The organism is Sorangiineae bacterium MSr11954 (assembly GCA_037157815.1).
Taxonomy (GTDB): Bacteria; Myxococcota_A; Polyangia; order Polyangiales; family Polyangiaceae; genus Pendulispora; species Pendulispora albinea.
Window position 1 is genome coordinate 6,041,503 of record CP089984.1, and the last position, 15,744, is coordinate 6,057,246.

The window sequence follows — 15,744 nt, forward strand, 5'->3', positions numbered from 1 at the left end:
CGCCGCTCATCGCGCGCGCAGCAGCAGATTCCGTTAGCGCGATGAGAAAATCTGCACCACCTGCTGGAACGTCGGCCGGTTCACCCAATGAATCGGCTTGACGGTGAGGAAGCTCATCGCCGTGTGCTCGACCGCATCGTAGTCCTCGACGACCGCCCCCGACTTGCCCTTGGCGTTGGAGAGCGCGCTGCCATCCCAATTGGCGCTGTTGGCGACCCCGCCCAGATCGGCCAACGCCGAGGTCAACGCATCGAGGGCCGCTCGGCGGCAGCTCGCGGCGCTGCCGTCGCCGGCGCACCTCAATCGACGGTAGTCATGGTGGCCCGGGGTGCCCTGCGCCATTTGCAGAACGCGTTTCATATGCTGAAACCAGCCTTGCTGATACGCCGAGCCCTTGGCGTTCGGCGCGTCGTCGCGGCCCTGAAGGACGGGGACGTGCGCCTTGTCGAGCGCGTCGAGCTCGGGCAAGAGCTTCTCGATCAACCGCGGGTACCAGGCGTCCATGAGGACGACCTGCGCGCGGTGATCGTATTTGCCATCTTTGTTGCGATCGCGCCGGAAGGCGCCGAGCCCGGGGCCGCCGGTGATCCAGCGGTTCGAGCCCTCGTCGACCCAAGCTTGCATCATGTCGACGACCTTCGCCTGATCGGCGGTCAATGCCCCCGCGCGCAAGAGCGGGAGGAGCAGCGGCACGAGCTCCTGCCCGCGCAGATCGGTGTAGGCCGCGTCGGCCATCACCTCGATCATGCTCGCGATATCGTGCTTCCTCCCGGAGAGCTGAAACGCATCGAGCCGTTTTTGCAGCATATCCACCCGGTGGGTGGCGCCGTAGCTGCCATTGGCGTCGGCCGCCCACCAGCCTCGGGCCGGGCTGTTGTTCCAGCTCGCGATCGTTCCGCTCGCCGGATTGATGGCGTGAGGGTGCGCGGCCAGCGGCAAAAAGTCCCTCCACTCGAAGTAGCCTTGGAGCGGATCGCCTTGCGCGACGGGGGTGGCCGTGTTGGTCACGAACAGCTTGTTGCCACCAAAGCTCGAAAAGTAACTCGACGGCAAGTCGCGCATGTTTTGCCACTCGAAGCGCCCGTCGCCCCAGACGGGGAGCTCCGGGTGCTGGGCCGGATCGCGCAGCGGAAACAGGCCGCTATGAATGTAGCCAATGTCGTTCTTGTCGACATAGAGCCAATTGAATGTCCCGGTGCTGCCGTTGAAGAGGCGCTGAAAGCTGGCCGCGTCCTTCACCACCCTCGTGCCCACCAGCGCATAGGGGGTCGCCGTTTCGAGCTCGCCAAAGAACGTGGCGCGCTGAAGCGAAATGGCCACCGGCACCCCGGACACCAACGCCGTGGCGAAGACCGGGCCGTAGTGGGTCCGCAGGACGTACCGCGATGCCACGTGCGGCAATTGGACGACGCCGCCGCTGGTGGCCAGGCTGGCGGGGGTGGGGATCACGTTCCATCGATCGGTGCGTTTGTAGAACCGGTGGCAGGTGGGACCGCGGCCGTCGCCTTCGTCGAAGAGGTAGCCGTCGGCGTCGGGGAAACCGTCACGGTTGGCGTCCTCGCGCGAAGGTGCGCTCCCCGAGAGATTGCAGAGCTTGGAGACGCGAATATCCACTTGGTCCGAGCCGCCCGACGTGGCGCTCCACGCGAAGTCCACCCCGCGCCCGATGTTGATGTAGGGCAGATCACCGAACACCACGCCGCGCCCTTCGAAATCCTGCGGTGTGCCGCCGTGCGAGCGAATCGACACCTCCCAGAGCAGCTGCGGCAGAAAATACGACGATTGCGGCCCCATCACCGCGATGGGATGCCCCGCCTTGGTCTGATCGGCGGTCACGCCAATGAAGTTCGACATCGTATTGGGCAGCGGCATCCCCGCGCGCCGCAAGGCATCGCGCGAGCCCTGAAACGGATCGAGCGCCGCATCGAAATGCCGCTCCTCCGATTTCGCGCTCGCTGCATTCGAAGCCCGCGAAGCGCCCGCCGCCCCGGACCCGACCCCCGGCTGCGACTTGGCCGCGCCCGCACCGAGGCCTAACAGGATGCCCAGGTTCGTCTGAAAGATCGACCGCGTCCGAAAGCTCCCCGGATCCCAGAGCGCCACCCCCGGTGGAAGCGCCTGCGGGCACGCTTCGCTCACCGCGGGCGGGGACTGCGTGGGGAACGCGCTGGCGATGGTGCGCGTCGCGTCGGGATCGTCGCCGTGACGGAGATCGCGCCAGAGCTCACAGGCCGGCCCCGCGAGCGAGGTCGCACCCGGTTTGACATTGCCGTCGAGGTATTGAAGCAACAAGGCATTCAGGTGCTCCCCTCCCCCGCCGGTGGCAAAGAGCGATTGGATCAACGTTGCCGAAGCAACGATATCGTTTCGGGTCCATTTGGCGGGCGGATATCCGAACGGGCGCAAGAACGTATATTCGGGCGGGATCTTGAGCAAATTGGGCCCGGCCAGCGAGTCGATGTACGCGTTGATCCCGCTCACCATGCTGTCGAGATCGCGGACGATGAGCTCACCGAGGGGCCCGGCCTTCGTGCGCGTGCTCTCCACCATGGCCGTGAGCTCCTCCTCGCTGTAGCCGGCCAAGGTGGCGAAGTTGGCGTCGAAGTCGTAAAAGAATTGCGCGGGCCCCAGGTACTCCGAGAGACGGCCGCGCCCGATGTGCCGGAGCACGTCGTGCAGCCACAATCGATCCTGGGCGGACGCGTAGCCGAAACCGTACATGGCGGCCTGCCGATCGGGCGCGTCGATGAAGGGCACGCCCCACCCGTCGCGCTGGAGGGTGACCTGCTTTCCATCTGGCGTTCGCAAGGTCGACGTGGATTTCACCACGTCCGGCACGAGCGCTTCGCGCTTGAAGTAATTGCACGCCAGATCGGAGGAGGCCGTGTGCTCCGACGCGTCTTTGGGCGGAGCACAGGTCTCCGATTTCAAACCTCGTTTGGCATATGCCAAATCGCCATAAAGCGGCAGTGCGTCCGTGAAATTGGGCGGATAAAGGGTCGGTATCAATGGCTCGATACCCCGCAACCCCCCCGCCGAATTGCCATTCGAGCCAGGCGGCATGGCATTGAGGTAAATGTCGGACGCCAAAAGCTGCTCGCGATTCGAATGTTCGGGATCGACATCAACGAGTCCGTCTCCGCTGCTGCAGCCGCCCGCGAGCATGGCAATGCCGATGATCCAACCAAACCGATTCGTCATGGTGGGCCCCCGTCGTACGTTTATGGCTGAAGGCGGAGCATACCGTCGAAGAGCCGTCACCCGCCCCGCGAATCGATCGGTCGCGCTTCAATTCGGGTATGCTGCGCGTATGCGTTCCTCCGAATCGTTGGCCGTCTCGCTGTCGATCGCACTCGCTCTCGTGGCATGCCAATCGCCGCGCACCGAGCCGGCCCCGCAAGGATCGTCGCCGGGGGCACAAGCTTCCGCGCCCGCGTCGCCCGCTCCGCCGCCGCCTTCGCCCGCGTCATCCTCTGCGTCTTCGCCTTTGCCAAAGGCACCCGAGTCGCCGGCGGGAACGCCTTCGTCGCCAGCACAGCCGCCCGCCGCGCAAACGCCGTCCTCGATGGCGGAAGGATCCCGCGCCCCGGGCTCCTCGCCGGGCGGTGCGGCCGCGCTTGCGCCGGGCCGCGCACGCGACGCCGGTACGGCTGCGCCATCCGGCGGCGAGTGCGCGACCAACGCGGATTGCCGCTCATGGTCCGACACGTGCGGCGGTTGCAAGTGCCGCGTGCTCGTGCGAAACGCCGCGCCGCCCAAGTGCAAGGGCGATCAGGTCGCGTGCTTCGCCGATCCGTGCGGCCACAAGCGTGCACAATGCACGAACGGCGCATGCACGATCATCGACGAAAGCGCGATGTGATCGACGGGACGCGTCAACCGCGGCGGCGGCGCCGCAGAAGCATCGCCAGACCGCCCAGAACGAAGGCCAACGGCCCGCTGCCTGCCCCTGCGCCGGGCGAGGTCACGCATCCGCAACCGCCTCCGTCGTCGGAGCCGGAAGGTGTCGAGGGATTGCCGCCCGCGTCCGCGGCGCCTGGATCGTTCCAGCCGCCACCCCCGCCGCCTCCACCCGCGCCGGGACCGCCGCCCGCGTCGGTGCGCACCCCGGCATCGGCGCGCGGCCCTGCGTCGGTTGCGCCGGAGCCACCATCGCGCGGAGGCGGTGGCGGCGGCGCCGTGGTGCACGCGCGTCGGTCGTCGACGATGGTGGGGAACGGCAGGTTGGTAATTCCGCCGAACGTGATGTTGTCGACGTCCCAGCCGGGCGCGCCCGCCGACTCGTCGCTGGCCACGCGGAAGCGCACCTTGATGGTCTTGCCCGCGAGCGCCTTTCCGAAGCTCAACGAGACGTAATCGAAGTTGGGGTACGCCGGCGAAATCCCCGCCCACGCCTTGCGCCCGCGCAGCACGTTGCTGTTGTCCTCCACAGGGTAGATCGTTTGCGGGTAATTGGGATCGGTGTACGTGGACACGTCCTTCCACGTGGTGCCGCCGTCTTCGGAGACCTCGAAGACGCCGCCGTCGAAGAAGACCTCCGGCCCCCCGGGGACGGCCGCGCCGCTCTCGAATTGGTAACGATGGCGGAAGGAGATCGCAAAGTCGCCGTCGCCCACGTTGATGGGCGGCGAGACGAAGCTCTCGTCGCTGGCCGTCCCGAGATCGGCGCCGTGCCACGCGTGGTTGGTCGAGTCCCCCCGGCGCGTCCACGCCTCGAGCGGGCGCCCGCCGTGGGCGAACGTCCATACGTTGTTCGAGCTCTCCGCGTTCTCGGTGACCGATGAATCGGGCACGTCGTCGTAGTTGTAATTGATGCCGACCGTGGTGGTGACGGCCTTGCTGAACGCCGCGTCGTTGGCGAGCGCGATGCGGATGGGGATCTCCGTTCGCGAGAGGCGCGTCTTGTCGGCCTTGATGCCGATGGTCACGCGCGCCACGTCGAACGGCTCCATGGCCCGCTCCAAGGTCGCCGTCGCGCCCTCGGTGAACTGAATGCTCGGCTCCGTGGTGCTGACCGTGACCTTGGTGCCCGAGAGCGCCGCCCAACCCGAGTTGCGCACGCGCACGATGAGCGTGCCCGTCTCGCCCGAGTCCAGCACCCCGTCGTGGTCGCACGAGCTCGCCGAGTCGTCGAGGGTGGCGTCCACGAAGGCGAAATCGGCCCCGGTGGAGAAGCTCTCCTTCACCTCCTCGAACGAATACGAGTCGACGGGCGGCGCGATGGCGCCCACGCCCAGACCGCGCTTGGCGAACCCCTGCGCGAGCGCCATGAAGTCGTCTCTTCGCCCCATGGCCCAGACGATCCCGAGGAGCGCGTCGCGCTGCTCGGCGAACGTGGGCTCGATGGGCGTGGCCTTCATCCCCGCCACGATGTAATCGGCCATACGCCGTTTGCTCTCCTGGAACGAGCGCGGCGGGTTGGCGGCCGCCCCCGCCTTCTGGAGATTGACATAGGCGTCGAAGAGCATCTGCGCCCAGATCTCGCCCACGTTGTGCACCTCGGACATATCGGCCGACGTGGGCTGGAGCGGAGCGCCGGTCGGGAGCGCCTCGCTCCACTTGATGTGCTTGAACGTAAATGGATTCTTGGTCGGATCGGTCGAATAAGGCGCCCGCCGAATACCGAAGTACGCCGCGTTGGCGAACAACCCGGCCGAGGCATACTGCGCCAGCGGGAACACGCCGCCCTCGAGCCGGTCCCCCTCGCGGGCCGACATGAAGAGCGCCGCGAAATCGGCCCACCCCTCGCTCATCCCGCGGCACGAGGCCGAGCCGCAGGTGACCAGGCGATGGTGCATGTAGTGCCCCCACTCGTGCGCCACCACCGTGCTGTCGATGGTGCCGTCGTGGAGCACCTCGGGCCCGCGAAAGAGGTGGACCTTCACGGCGCCTTGCCCCACGGCGTCTTTGAGCTTCTGGCCGTCTTCCTTGCTCAAGCCGAGGAGCGGAATGGTGATGGTCGGATCGGAGGTCCCCGGGTTCGGCGCGATGTGCCCCTCCAGGTGATTGACCAAGATGATCCCGGTGGCCCCGGCCGCCTGCGCGTTCTTCGCCTTGGTGACGAAGTCGCACGTGCCGCGATCGACCAGGGCGATGCGTCCGCTCACATTGGTCGGCTGCTGGCACGCGTCCGCGGGGGTCCCCGGCGTGGCGGCGCCATCGTCGGAGAGGACCACGGTGCCGTCGACATCGAACTGCTGCGGCCCGTAGGCGGCGGCGCCGTAGCCGTCTTCGAAGGTGAGCGCCGGCGTCGCCTCGATGCGGCGATTGGGCGCGCCGTTCCAGACGAACATTTGCATGCGCGGCGATGTGCCCTCGGCAAAGGTCGCCATATTGGCGTTGTTGGCAAATCCGGTGTCGGCGCCGTCCTGCGCCTCGGCCTTCAGCGGATCGCCCTCCACCCCGCCGCGCCCGTAATTGACGAGCTGCGCGACCCCGGAGGCCTCGTCGAACCCGGAGTCGTACCAATAGTCGTGCAGCCAGTTGGTCACGTAAAACATCTGCGTGATGGCCGCCTTGACCTGATCGGGGCTGGCGTTCGGCTCGCCCTGCACGTCGTAGGTGCGGTCGAAGGTGAACGGCGCCGTCACCTCGGCGCGCAGATCGACCCCCTCGTCGTAGCCGTCGCCCTCGATCTTGCCCCCGTCATTCAGCTCGTGCGTATCGCTTCGATCGGAGTAGGCGCGCACGTTGTTGCCGAATGTCACCGTATCGGTGGGGCCGAGCCATGGATCCGGACGGCCCTGCGGGTTCTTGTTGAACCCCTCCATGGAAACGAGGTTCGGCGCGCGGTACGCGGGGGAAGCGCGATCCGGCGTCCCCGTGGGGTGCGGCGAATAGTCGATCATCGGCCCATCCATGGGCGCATGATCGCCGTCGGCCTCGGCCCATACGCGATACTGAAACGCTTCATTTTGAATCAGCGAAGTCCGATAAAGGACACGAGAGTCCCCGGCGCTGACCACGTACGCATACGCCTCGTTCTCCCGCGACCCGCGCGCGCGCGCCAAGAGCTCCACGTAAAATGCAGGCGTGAGGCCGCCGTTCTCGGCGAAGAGCACCCGCTTGATCGACGCCTCCAAGATGCGCGGCGCCCCCTTGGGCGTGGCCACGGAGTACGTGCGAACGCCGTCGTCGCGCACGCCTTGGGCCGATCCCGCGCGAATCCCGCGATCGCGCACGGCCCCCGCGGCGAGCGGGCGATGAAACTGCTCCTCGTAGACCTTGGCAAAGGCGATCTCCGCCGTCGCGGGGAAGCTCTTCGCCTTGGCCGAGCGCCCCTGCGCGGCGGCCGCCACGGCCTTTGCCGCGCTATCGACGCCGGACGGCTTCAGGGTCGAGCCGATGGACACCAGGTTCTTCGTCGGATCGAGCACCACGTTGGCGCGCGATCGAAACACCTCGATCCCCTCCACCCGCTGCGCGAACTGAACCACGCTGGCCCCGCCCGGCAGCGCATGCGTCGACGTCACGTTGGCGTCGTGCACCTCGGCCTCGCTCAGCCCCAAGAGCCCCGCGTGCCGCGAGAGATGCAGGCGGGCCGCCGCCTCCGCGCGAACGCGAACCTCGGGCCGCTCGCTCTGCGCGCCGCCGAGAATGAGCCTCGCCCTTCCCTGCGCATCGCGGGAGACCACGCGCCCCAGCGCCGTTCCAGCGAGCGCGTCGCGCGCTGCGGCTTCGTCTTCGGGAGCCGCAGCGGGCGATGGCGATGGCGACGGCGGCGTCTTCTCGTGCGCGCATCGGGTGAGCGCAAAGAGCAACGTGCCCGTCGCCGCGAGCGCCCCGATTCGGGAATACTGAGATCGCATCATCGGTCCCCCCTACCCTCCTCCATGTCCGATGATGTAACCGAGCGCTGCACCGCATCCCTTGGTGCGCTTCTCGTGTTGTTTCGTTGTCGAAATGAGGATGCACGCATGTGCACCCTTCCGCGGCAGACCTGGGCCTGGAGCTCGACCCATCGCGCCCGGCGGCCACCCGAAGGCGGCCGCGCGGAGGCACATCACGACTCAGCGGGCCGAGCGACGGCGGCGGCGAAGCAGCAGGGCCAGACCGCCGATGAGACCGAGACCCCATGCATTGCGGGTGCTGTGGCCGGGGGCCGGTGACACGGCGCATCCATCATCCGGCATGGTGTAGCGCGCCTCGTTGTTGCCGGTGCCTGCGTCGGCGCCGGGGGTGGGCGCGCCGCACGCGGCTTTGTCGTCGACTTGACTGGCGAACGGCAGGCTCGCGGTGCCCGCGAAGCCGATGTCGTCGATATCCCATCCCGGCGCGCCCGTATTGTCGTCGCTGCCGACGCGGAAACGCACTTTGATGGTCTTGCCGCTCAACTTTTTACCGAGGTTGAGCGAGACGGGATCGTAATCAGGATACGAGGGCGAGGTGGCGCCCCACGCCGCGCGCTCGGAGAGTGGATTGGACGCCGACTTGGCCAAGGTGCCCGTGTACTCGGGGTTCACGTACGTGCTCACGTCCTTCCACGTGCTCCCGTTGTCCTCCGAAATTTCGAGCACGCCGCCGTCGAAGAGGAGATCGGGGCCCACGCCGTACTCGAAAATGTACCGATGCCGGAACGAGATGACGAAATCGTCCGTTCCGACGATCACCGAAGGCGACGTGAGGGTCCCTTCGCCCGAGACGTTGAGGTTGTCGCCGTGCCAAACGTGGTTCGACGGATCCCCCTTGCGCGAGAAGGCCTCCAAGGTGGTGCCGGCGTGCGCGGTCACCCAGGTCGATGTCGCCGCCTCCACGTTGTCCACCGCCGCGGTGCGCGGTGCATCGTCGGAGTTGAACGCAACCGCGAACGTCTGGGTCAGGCTCGGCGTGTGGGCGTCGGGGTTGCTCACGGTCACGCGAACCGGGAGCACCGAGTGACCGATGGGCGACTTGGAGGCCGTGATGGGGATGGTCACCTTGGCCGTCCCGAAGGGATCCACCGAGGCCACCGTGCCCGCGCCGCCGTTGCCGATGGCGATGCTCGGATCGATCGTGGTGACCGACACCTTGGTGTTGGCGAGGGTGGACCAGCCGGCGTTGCGCACGGTGACGGTCACCGTCCCTTTTTCGCCCGCGTCGATGATGCCGTCGTGATCGCACGAGTCGGCCGCCTCTTCGACCTTGGCCTCGAGGATGGCCAGATCGCCCTTCGTGTCGTCCAAGCTCTCGACCGCGCCCTCGAGCCCGTCGATGACCGAGTCCACCGCCACCGCAGGAGCCACCGCGCCCACGCCGAGACCCCGCTTGGCAAACCCCTTGGCCAGCGCGACGAAGTCGTCCTTTCGCCCCGTGGCCCACACGGTGGCGAGGATGGCGTCGCGCTGCTCGGTGAAGGTCGGCTCGATGCCCGTCGCCTTCATGCCCGCCACGATGTAGTCGGCCATCTGGCGCTTGCTCTGCTTGAAGTTGCGGCCCGCTTTGGGCCCCACGTTCAGCAGGTTGACGTATCCATCGAACAGGGTCTGCGCCCAGATCTCACCGACGTTGTGCACCTCGCTCATGTCGGCGGAGCCTGGCGACAGAGGAGCCGTCGTCGGCAGGGCCGCGCCGCGCCTCACGTGCTTGAACGTAAAGGGGTTCTTCTTGAGATCGGTGCTGTAGGGCGCGCGGCGGATTCCAAAGTACGCCGACTCCTCGAGCGTGCCCGACGTTCCATATTGCGTCAGCGCGTACGCCTTGTCCGCGTAGGGCGCGTCCGCCTCGCGGACCACCATGTGCAGCGCCGTGAAGTCCGCCCACCCTTCGCTCATACCGCTGCACGACTTGGAGCCGCAGAGCACGAGCCGGTGGTGCAGGTAGTGCCCCCACTCGTGCGCCACCACGGCGTTGTCGATGGTGCCATCGTGCTTCGGCCCCTCGGCCCCGCGGTGGAGCGTGACCCGGGTGGCGGTGCCGCCCGCGATGGCCTGTCGCAAGAGGGCGCCGTCCTCCAGGCTCAAGGCGAGCAGCGGAATGGTGATGTCTTTGTTGTTCAGCCCCGGGTTCGGCGCCGCGTGACCGGCCGCGTTGTTGATCAAGATGACGCCGATCGCGCCCCCCTGCTGCGCGTTGAGCGCCTTGGCGGTGAAGTCGCAGGTGCCGCGCGTGACGACCGCGATCTTCCCCGAGACATTCGTCGGCGGCGTGCACGCGAGCGGAACGTCGGCCACCGCGAGATCGCCGGCCGTGTCGAACGCCTGCGGACCGAAGACCGCGCTCCCCAGCCAATCGCCGAAGGGCACGGCGGTGGGGGTGGTCACCAAGCTGCGGTTGTTCGGCAAGGCCGACCACACGTACATCTGCATCTTCGGCGAACGACCGTCCGCCGGCGTCGACATGTTCGCGTTGTTGCCGAGGCCGAAGTCCGCCCCGTCCTGGGCCTCGACGTTCATCGGATCCTTGTCCACGCCGCCGCGCCCGTAGTTGTCGACCTGGGCCACACCCGACTTCTCGTCGAAGCCCGAGTCGTACCAATAGTCGTGCAGCCAGTTGGTCGTATAGAAGATCTGCGTCACCGCCGCCTTGATCTGGTCGGGGCTCGCGTTGGGCTCCAGCGCGGGGTTGTACTTGCGGTCGAACGTCTTGTCCGACGTGACCTCGGCCTCGTAGTCGCCCGGGCCGAACCCATCGCCCTCGCCCGTCGGGGCCCCGGCGTCGTCCTCGCCGTGGGTGTCGGTGCGATCGCTGTACGCGTGGACGTTGTTTCCGAAGGTCGTGGTTTTGTTGGCGGCGAGCCAGGGGTCCTTGTTCTTGTTGAGCCCATCGATGGCGATGAGCGGCATCGTGTTGATGTCGCGGTAGCCGAGCTGGATCTTGTTCGGCGCGCCGGTGGGGTGCGGCGTGTAGTCGACGAACGGACCGTCCATCGGAATGTAATCCAGCGCTTCGTTCTCCGCCCAAACGCGGTAGTTGAACGTCTCGTTCTGGGTGAGCGACGCCTTGTAGAGCACGCGCCCGTCCTTGGCGCTGATGACATAGCCGTACGCATGGTCCTCGCGCGAGCCGGGCGCCCGCGAGAAAAACTCCACGTAGTAGGCGGGCGTGAGCCCGTGCTCGCTCGGAAAGAGGACGCGCTTGGACGTGGCGTCGTAGACGCGATGGGCGTCCCTCGGGGTGGCCACCGAAAGCCCGCGCAGCTCGCCGCCGTTCACCGTCCCCAGATCGCGCACCGCGCCGGCGTCCAAGGTCCGGCCGAAGTGCTCGGAGTAGATGTTCGCCATCGCCTTCTCGGCCGGGAGGGCGAAGGTCAGCTTGGTGAGCTTGGCCCCCGCGCCGGCCTGACCGAGGTTCGAGCCAATGGACACCAGGTTCTTGGACGCATCGAGGACCACGCTCGCGCGGGAGTGAAACACCTCGAGCCCCTCCACCCGCTGCTCGAACTGCACCACGCTCGCGCCGTTGCCACCCTGGATGGGGTGCGTGTTCGCCACCACGGCGCTGCGAACGGTGCTCTCGGAGATCCCGAGCGGCTCGGTGTGCCGCAAAAGGTGAACGCGCGCGGCCGTCTCCGCGGTCACCTTCAAGTCGGCCGCGTTCTCGTCGCGCCCCGCCAAGATCACCCGCGCCCGGCCGACCGAATCCCGCGAAACAACCTGTCCCAATGGAGTCCGTGAAAGCGCTTCCCGCGCGGCAGCTTCGTCGCCATTGCCGGATTGTGCCGAGATTGGATCGTTTGGCGAGGTATCCCTCGCACACATGGTCAGGGCGGAAAGCAACACGCCAGCCGCCGGCAGCACCCCGAATCGGGCCAGGTAAGATCGCATGATTCGTCTTCTCCTAGGTCTAACGACCGATCGAAATATCGAAATGGAACTTCATCTACCGAAACAAAACGGAAATCGCGCACCCGTATCGCGCATCGCGCCGCGGCGCATCGTCACCGATGCACCGCGTCTCCTCGGCGACGGCGCACGAACGCGAGCAAACCCAAAGCCAATCCAAGTCTCACAGCCGCGCGCGAAGTCCCCTCGGCGCGCGCCCCCGAAGAAGCCACCGAGCACCCCGAGTCGTCGTGGGTGCTGCCGAGCCCCTTCCCTCCGCCCGCATCCCCGCCGGTGCCCGCGTCCGGGATCGGTTGGACGCACGGCGTCACGTCGTCGACCAAGGCGGCGAACGGCTTGTTCGTGATTCCGCCGAACGCGATATCGTCGATATCCCATCCCGGCGCGCCCACGCCGCCGTCGGTCACCACGCGGAAGCGCACCTTGACCGTCTTACCGGCCAGTGAGCTCCCCAGGTTGAGCGACACGCCCTTGAACGCAGGATAATTCTCCGACGATGCCGCCCACGCTCTTCGCGCGGGCAGCGGATTGTCCGATTCCAAATCTCCGACATACCCCGGATTCACTCCGTTGTAAGTCGAAATATCCTTCCAGGTGGCGCCGCCGTCCTCCGACAGCTCGAGCACCCCGCCATCGAAGTACACGGCCGGCTTCGAGCTGGTCGCCGCGGTAAATTCGAATCGGTAACGGTGCTTGAAGGCGATGGTGAAATCCCCCGCGCTCCCCACGACCAAATCGGGGGAGACGAGCCGCTCGTCCGTGGTGATCCCCATGTCCTCTGCGTGCCAGACATGGTTGTCCGGCGCGCCCGCGCGCCCCCACACGTTGAACAATTTTTCACCGGTGCCGGCGAACATCCAGGCCACCCGCTCGCTCTCCACGTCGTCGGTGGCCGAGACCTTCAGGGCGTCATCGTAGTTGGCGAGGGTCTCGTATTTGTATTCCCTGCTTGGAATCGCCGAGTCGGGGTTCTCCACCTTCACCGTAATGGGAAGCACGGTACGCGGCCTCGCGCTCTCCTTCACGGTGACGGCAAAACTGAGCTTGGCGACCTGCCAGAGCGGGGACAGCTCCGGCACCGACTCGGTGGTGTGATCGAATACGATGTTCGGGTCGGACGATCGGACCGTCACTTTGGTGTTGGCCAGAGGGGTCCACCCCAGGTTCTTCACTTCCACCGTAAACTTCCCCGTTTCACCCGCGTCGAGGTGCCCGTCGCTGTCGCAGCCCAAGGTCGCCTCCAGGCCCGTCGACTGCACGGCGATGTTCCCCTTGGCGGTGAAATCTTCGACGACCTCCTCCAAGGTCTCCGATCCCGTGGGGGGTGCGATGGCGCCGGTGCCGAGGCCGCGCTTTCGGAAGCCTCCGGCGACGGCTTCGAACTCGCTCGGGCTCCCGCCGGCGAGCACCGCGGTGAGGATGGCGTCGCGCTGCTCGGTGAAGGTGGGCTCCACCGGCGTGAGCTTCATGCCCGCCACGATGTACTTGGAAAAGCGGCGCTTCTTCTCCTCGAAGGTGCCGGTGGCGGCCTGCAAAAATCCGGCGTAGGCCTCGAAGAGCGTCTCCGCCCAAACTTCGCCCACGTTGTGCAACTCGCTCATATCGACCGAGGTGATGGCCAAGGGCGCCGTGGCCGGCAGCGCGGCCTTTTTGCTCACGTGCTTGAAGGTGAAAGGGTTCTTGGCGAAGCTCGTGGAATAGGGCGCGCGCCGGATCCCGTAGTAGTTCGAGCCCTCGGGCGCCGATCCGGCCGTCGCATACTGGGCGGCCGGAAACGCGGCCTCCTCGAGCGCGTCATTGGCGCGCACCGACATGAACAGGGCGTTGAAGTCGCCCCACCCCTCGCTCATGCCGCCGCACGAAGGCGATCCACAGACGACCAGGCGATGATGGAAGTAGTGGCCCCACTCGTGCGCCACGATGGAGTTGTCGATGGTGCCGTCGTGCTTGGGCGACTCCACGTCACGGAACATGCGCGCGGCGGTCACCGTGCCCTGCGCCAGCTTGGCTTTGAGCTCGGCCCCGTTCTTCTGGCTCAGGGTGAGGATGGGAAATCCCGCCAGATCGGCCTTCTCGGCGTCGGTCGGCATGGACGAGAGCACCTGCGCACCGGTGAGGGTGTCGTTGACGAACAGCGCGCCGAGGGCCCCGCCGAGCTTGGCGTTCTGGAGCTTCTTGGGGATGCTGCACGTCGCCTCGGCGCCGCCGCGATCGATGACGGCGATCTTGCCCGCCACGTTCGTGGGACGGCCGCACGCCCACGTCGGGTTGGCGCTTCCATCGTTGGCGAGGACGATCTCGCGGCCCGCGGGTTGCACGTCGAAGGACTGCGCCCCGAACGAGCGCGCCGCGCCCCACCCCTCGTCGAAGGCAATGGGCGGGTTGGTCGTCAGGTTGCGCTTGATGGCCGGGTTCCACACGTACATCTGCATGCGAGGCGACTTGCCGTCGGTCCGCGTGGACATGTTCGCGTTGTTCGCCAGGCCGAACTGGGCGCCGTCTTGCGCCTCGGCGAGCATCGGATCGCCGGCGACGCCGCCGCGACCGAAGTTGTCCATTTGCGCGACGCCCGCCGCCTCGTCGAAGCCGGAGTCGTACCAGTAGTCGTGCAGCCAGTTGGTGACATAAAAGAGCTGCGTCACCGCCGCCTTGATCTGATTGGCGCTCGACTCGGGCTCCGCCGCCGGATCGTAGGTGCGGTCGAAGGCGCGCTGCGCCACGTCGGTGAGATCCGCCTCGATATCGACCCCGGGCTCGAAGCCATCGCCGACCGCCACGCCGGCGTCCGACTCGTGCGTGTCATTGCGATCGCTGTACGCGTGCACATTGTTGCCCGAGGTGACGGTGGCCCCGGCCGGCAGCCATGGATCGGCGCGACCATCTCGGTTCGTGTTGAACCCCTCCATGGTGACGAGCTCCATGTCGGCGTAGGCCGGCTCGGGGTTGCTCGGCACGGGGGGATCGCGGTAGGGCACCGCGCGTTTGTACGGGCCATCGGCAGGCGTATGGATGCCGTCGCGATCGGCCCAAACGCGGTACTTGAACGCCTCGCTGGCGGTGATCGACGCTTTGTAGAGGAGCGCGCCGGAGACGGCGTCGAGGACATACGCGTAGCCGTCGTCCTCCACGGAGCCGGGGGCGCGGCCGATGAACTCGATGTGGTACGCGGGCACGAGCTCGTCGCCGCGCGGGAAGAGCACGCGCTGGGCCGTCGCGTCGAGCAGGCGCGGGGCATCCGCCGGGGTGCTCACGGCGTAGTCGCGCGCATCGCCGCCGCCCTCGATGCCGCGATCGCGGATCGCAGACGGCGGCAGCGCGACACCAAAATGCGCCGCGTACACATGGGCCAGCGCCGACTCGGCCGTGGTGGGGAACGCCACGGCCTTCGTCCCCACGGCGGCCGGGTGCAGGTTCGATGTAAGGGAGACCAGGTTCTGGTTCGCGTCGAGCAGAACGCTCGCGCGGGTATGAAACACCGGCACCCCATCCACCCGCTGCTCGAACTGCACGATGCGGCCGCCTCCTTGGAGCGCGTGCGTGCTCGTCACCACCGCGGCCCGCACCGCAGGTTCATTCAGGCCGAGCATCTCCGCATGTCGTGAAAGGTGGATACGCGATGCCAGCTCCGAGCCGACTTTCCATGCGGGGGCGCGCGCGGTGCCCGAGCCGGACGTAAGCCGTGCGCCGCCCCCGATGCCCTGCGCCGAGGCCGGACCCATTTCGGCGCTACCGATCACGAAGCGCGCTTTTCCAACCGCGTTGGTCGAAACCACATGGCCAAGTGGGGTATGGGCCAGCGCCGCGCGGGCTTCGGCTTCTTCGGGGGTGATCTCATTTTCGGGAATGGACGCGGTGGGTGAGCCGTCTCCGGCACACATCGGAAAAGCGACCAACATGGCGCTGGCCGCCGCGAGAGCCCCCATTCGGGTCCTCAACATAGGATCGCATCGCATCGTGACTCCTAGGACGCAGGATCATCTATTGA

General features: G+C 67.0%; 5 protein-coding genes and 2 pseudogenes. 1 reads left to right on the plus strand and 6 read right to left on the minus strand.

The genetic code is table 11. The features are described 5' to 3' along the window. Positions 1-33 precede the first annotated feature (33 nt). Complete coding sequence (locus LZC94_23260; GenBank protein WXB20127.1) at positions 34-3,201, minus strand: penicillin acylase family protein; 3,168 nt, start codon at positions 3,199-3,201, stop codon at positions 34-36. Positions 3,202-3,565: 364 nt separating this feature from the next. Between LZC94_23260 and LZC94_23265 the strand changes: the two genes are divergently transcribed. Next, positions 3,566-3,862, plus strand: a complete 297-nt coding sequence (locus LZC94_23265) for a hypothetical protein (protein WXB20128.1) — start codon at positions 3,566-3,568, stop codon at positions 3,860-3,862. A 13-nt stretch (positions 3,863-3,875) separates the two neighbouring features. Here LZC94_23265 and LZC94_23270 read toward each other — a convergent pair whose 3' ends face one another. The 5 genes and pseudogenes from LZC94_23270 to LZC94_23290 all read right to left on the minus strand — a co-directional run bounded on the left by LZC94_23270 (position 3,876) and on the right by LZC94_23290 (position 15,682). Next, on the minus strand, positions 3,876-4,952 hold the full coding sequence (locus tag LZC94_23270; protein WXB20231.1) for an MYXO-CTERM sorting domain-containing protein: 1,077 nt from the start codon (positions 4,950-4,952) through the stop codon (positions 3,876-3,878). Between the two features lie 330 nt (positions 4,953-5,282). After that, a pseudogene (locus tag LZC94_23275) lies at positions 5,283-6,770 on the minus strand (M36 family metallopeptidase). 624 nt (positions 6,771-7,394) lie between these two features. Next, positions 7,395-7,808, minus strand: a pseudogene (locus tag LZC94_23280) (hypothetical protein). 201 nt (positions 7,809-8,009) lie between these two features. Beyond that, positions 8,010-11,579 carry a M36 family metallopeptidase gene (locus LZC94_23285; GenBank protein ID WXB20129.1) on the minus strand — a complete coding sequence of 1,190 codons (3,570 nt, stop codon included), beginning with the start codon at positions 11,577-11,579 and terminating at the stop codon, positions 8,010-8,012. Positions 11,580-11,854: 275 nt separating this feature from the next. Further along, on the minus strand, positions 11,855-15,682 hold the full coding sequence (locus tag LZC94_23290) for a M36 family metallopeptidase (protein ID WXB20130.1): 3,828 nt from the start codon (positions 15,680-15,682) through the stop codon (positions 11,855-11,857). Positions 15,683-15,744: the final 62 nt, after the last annotated feature.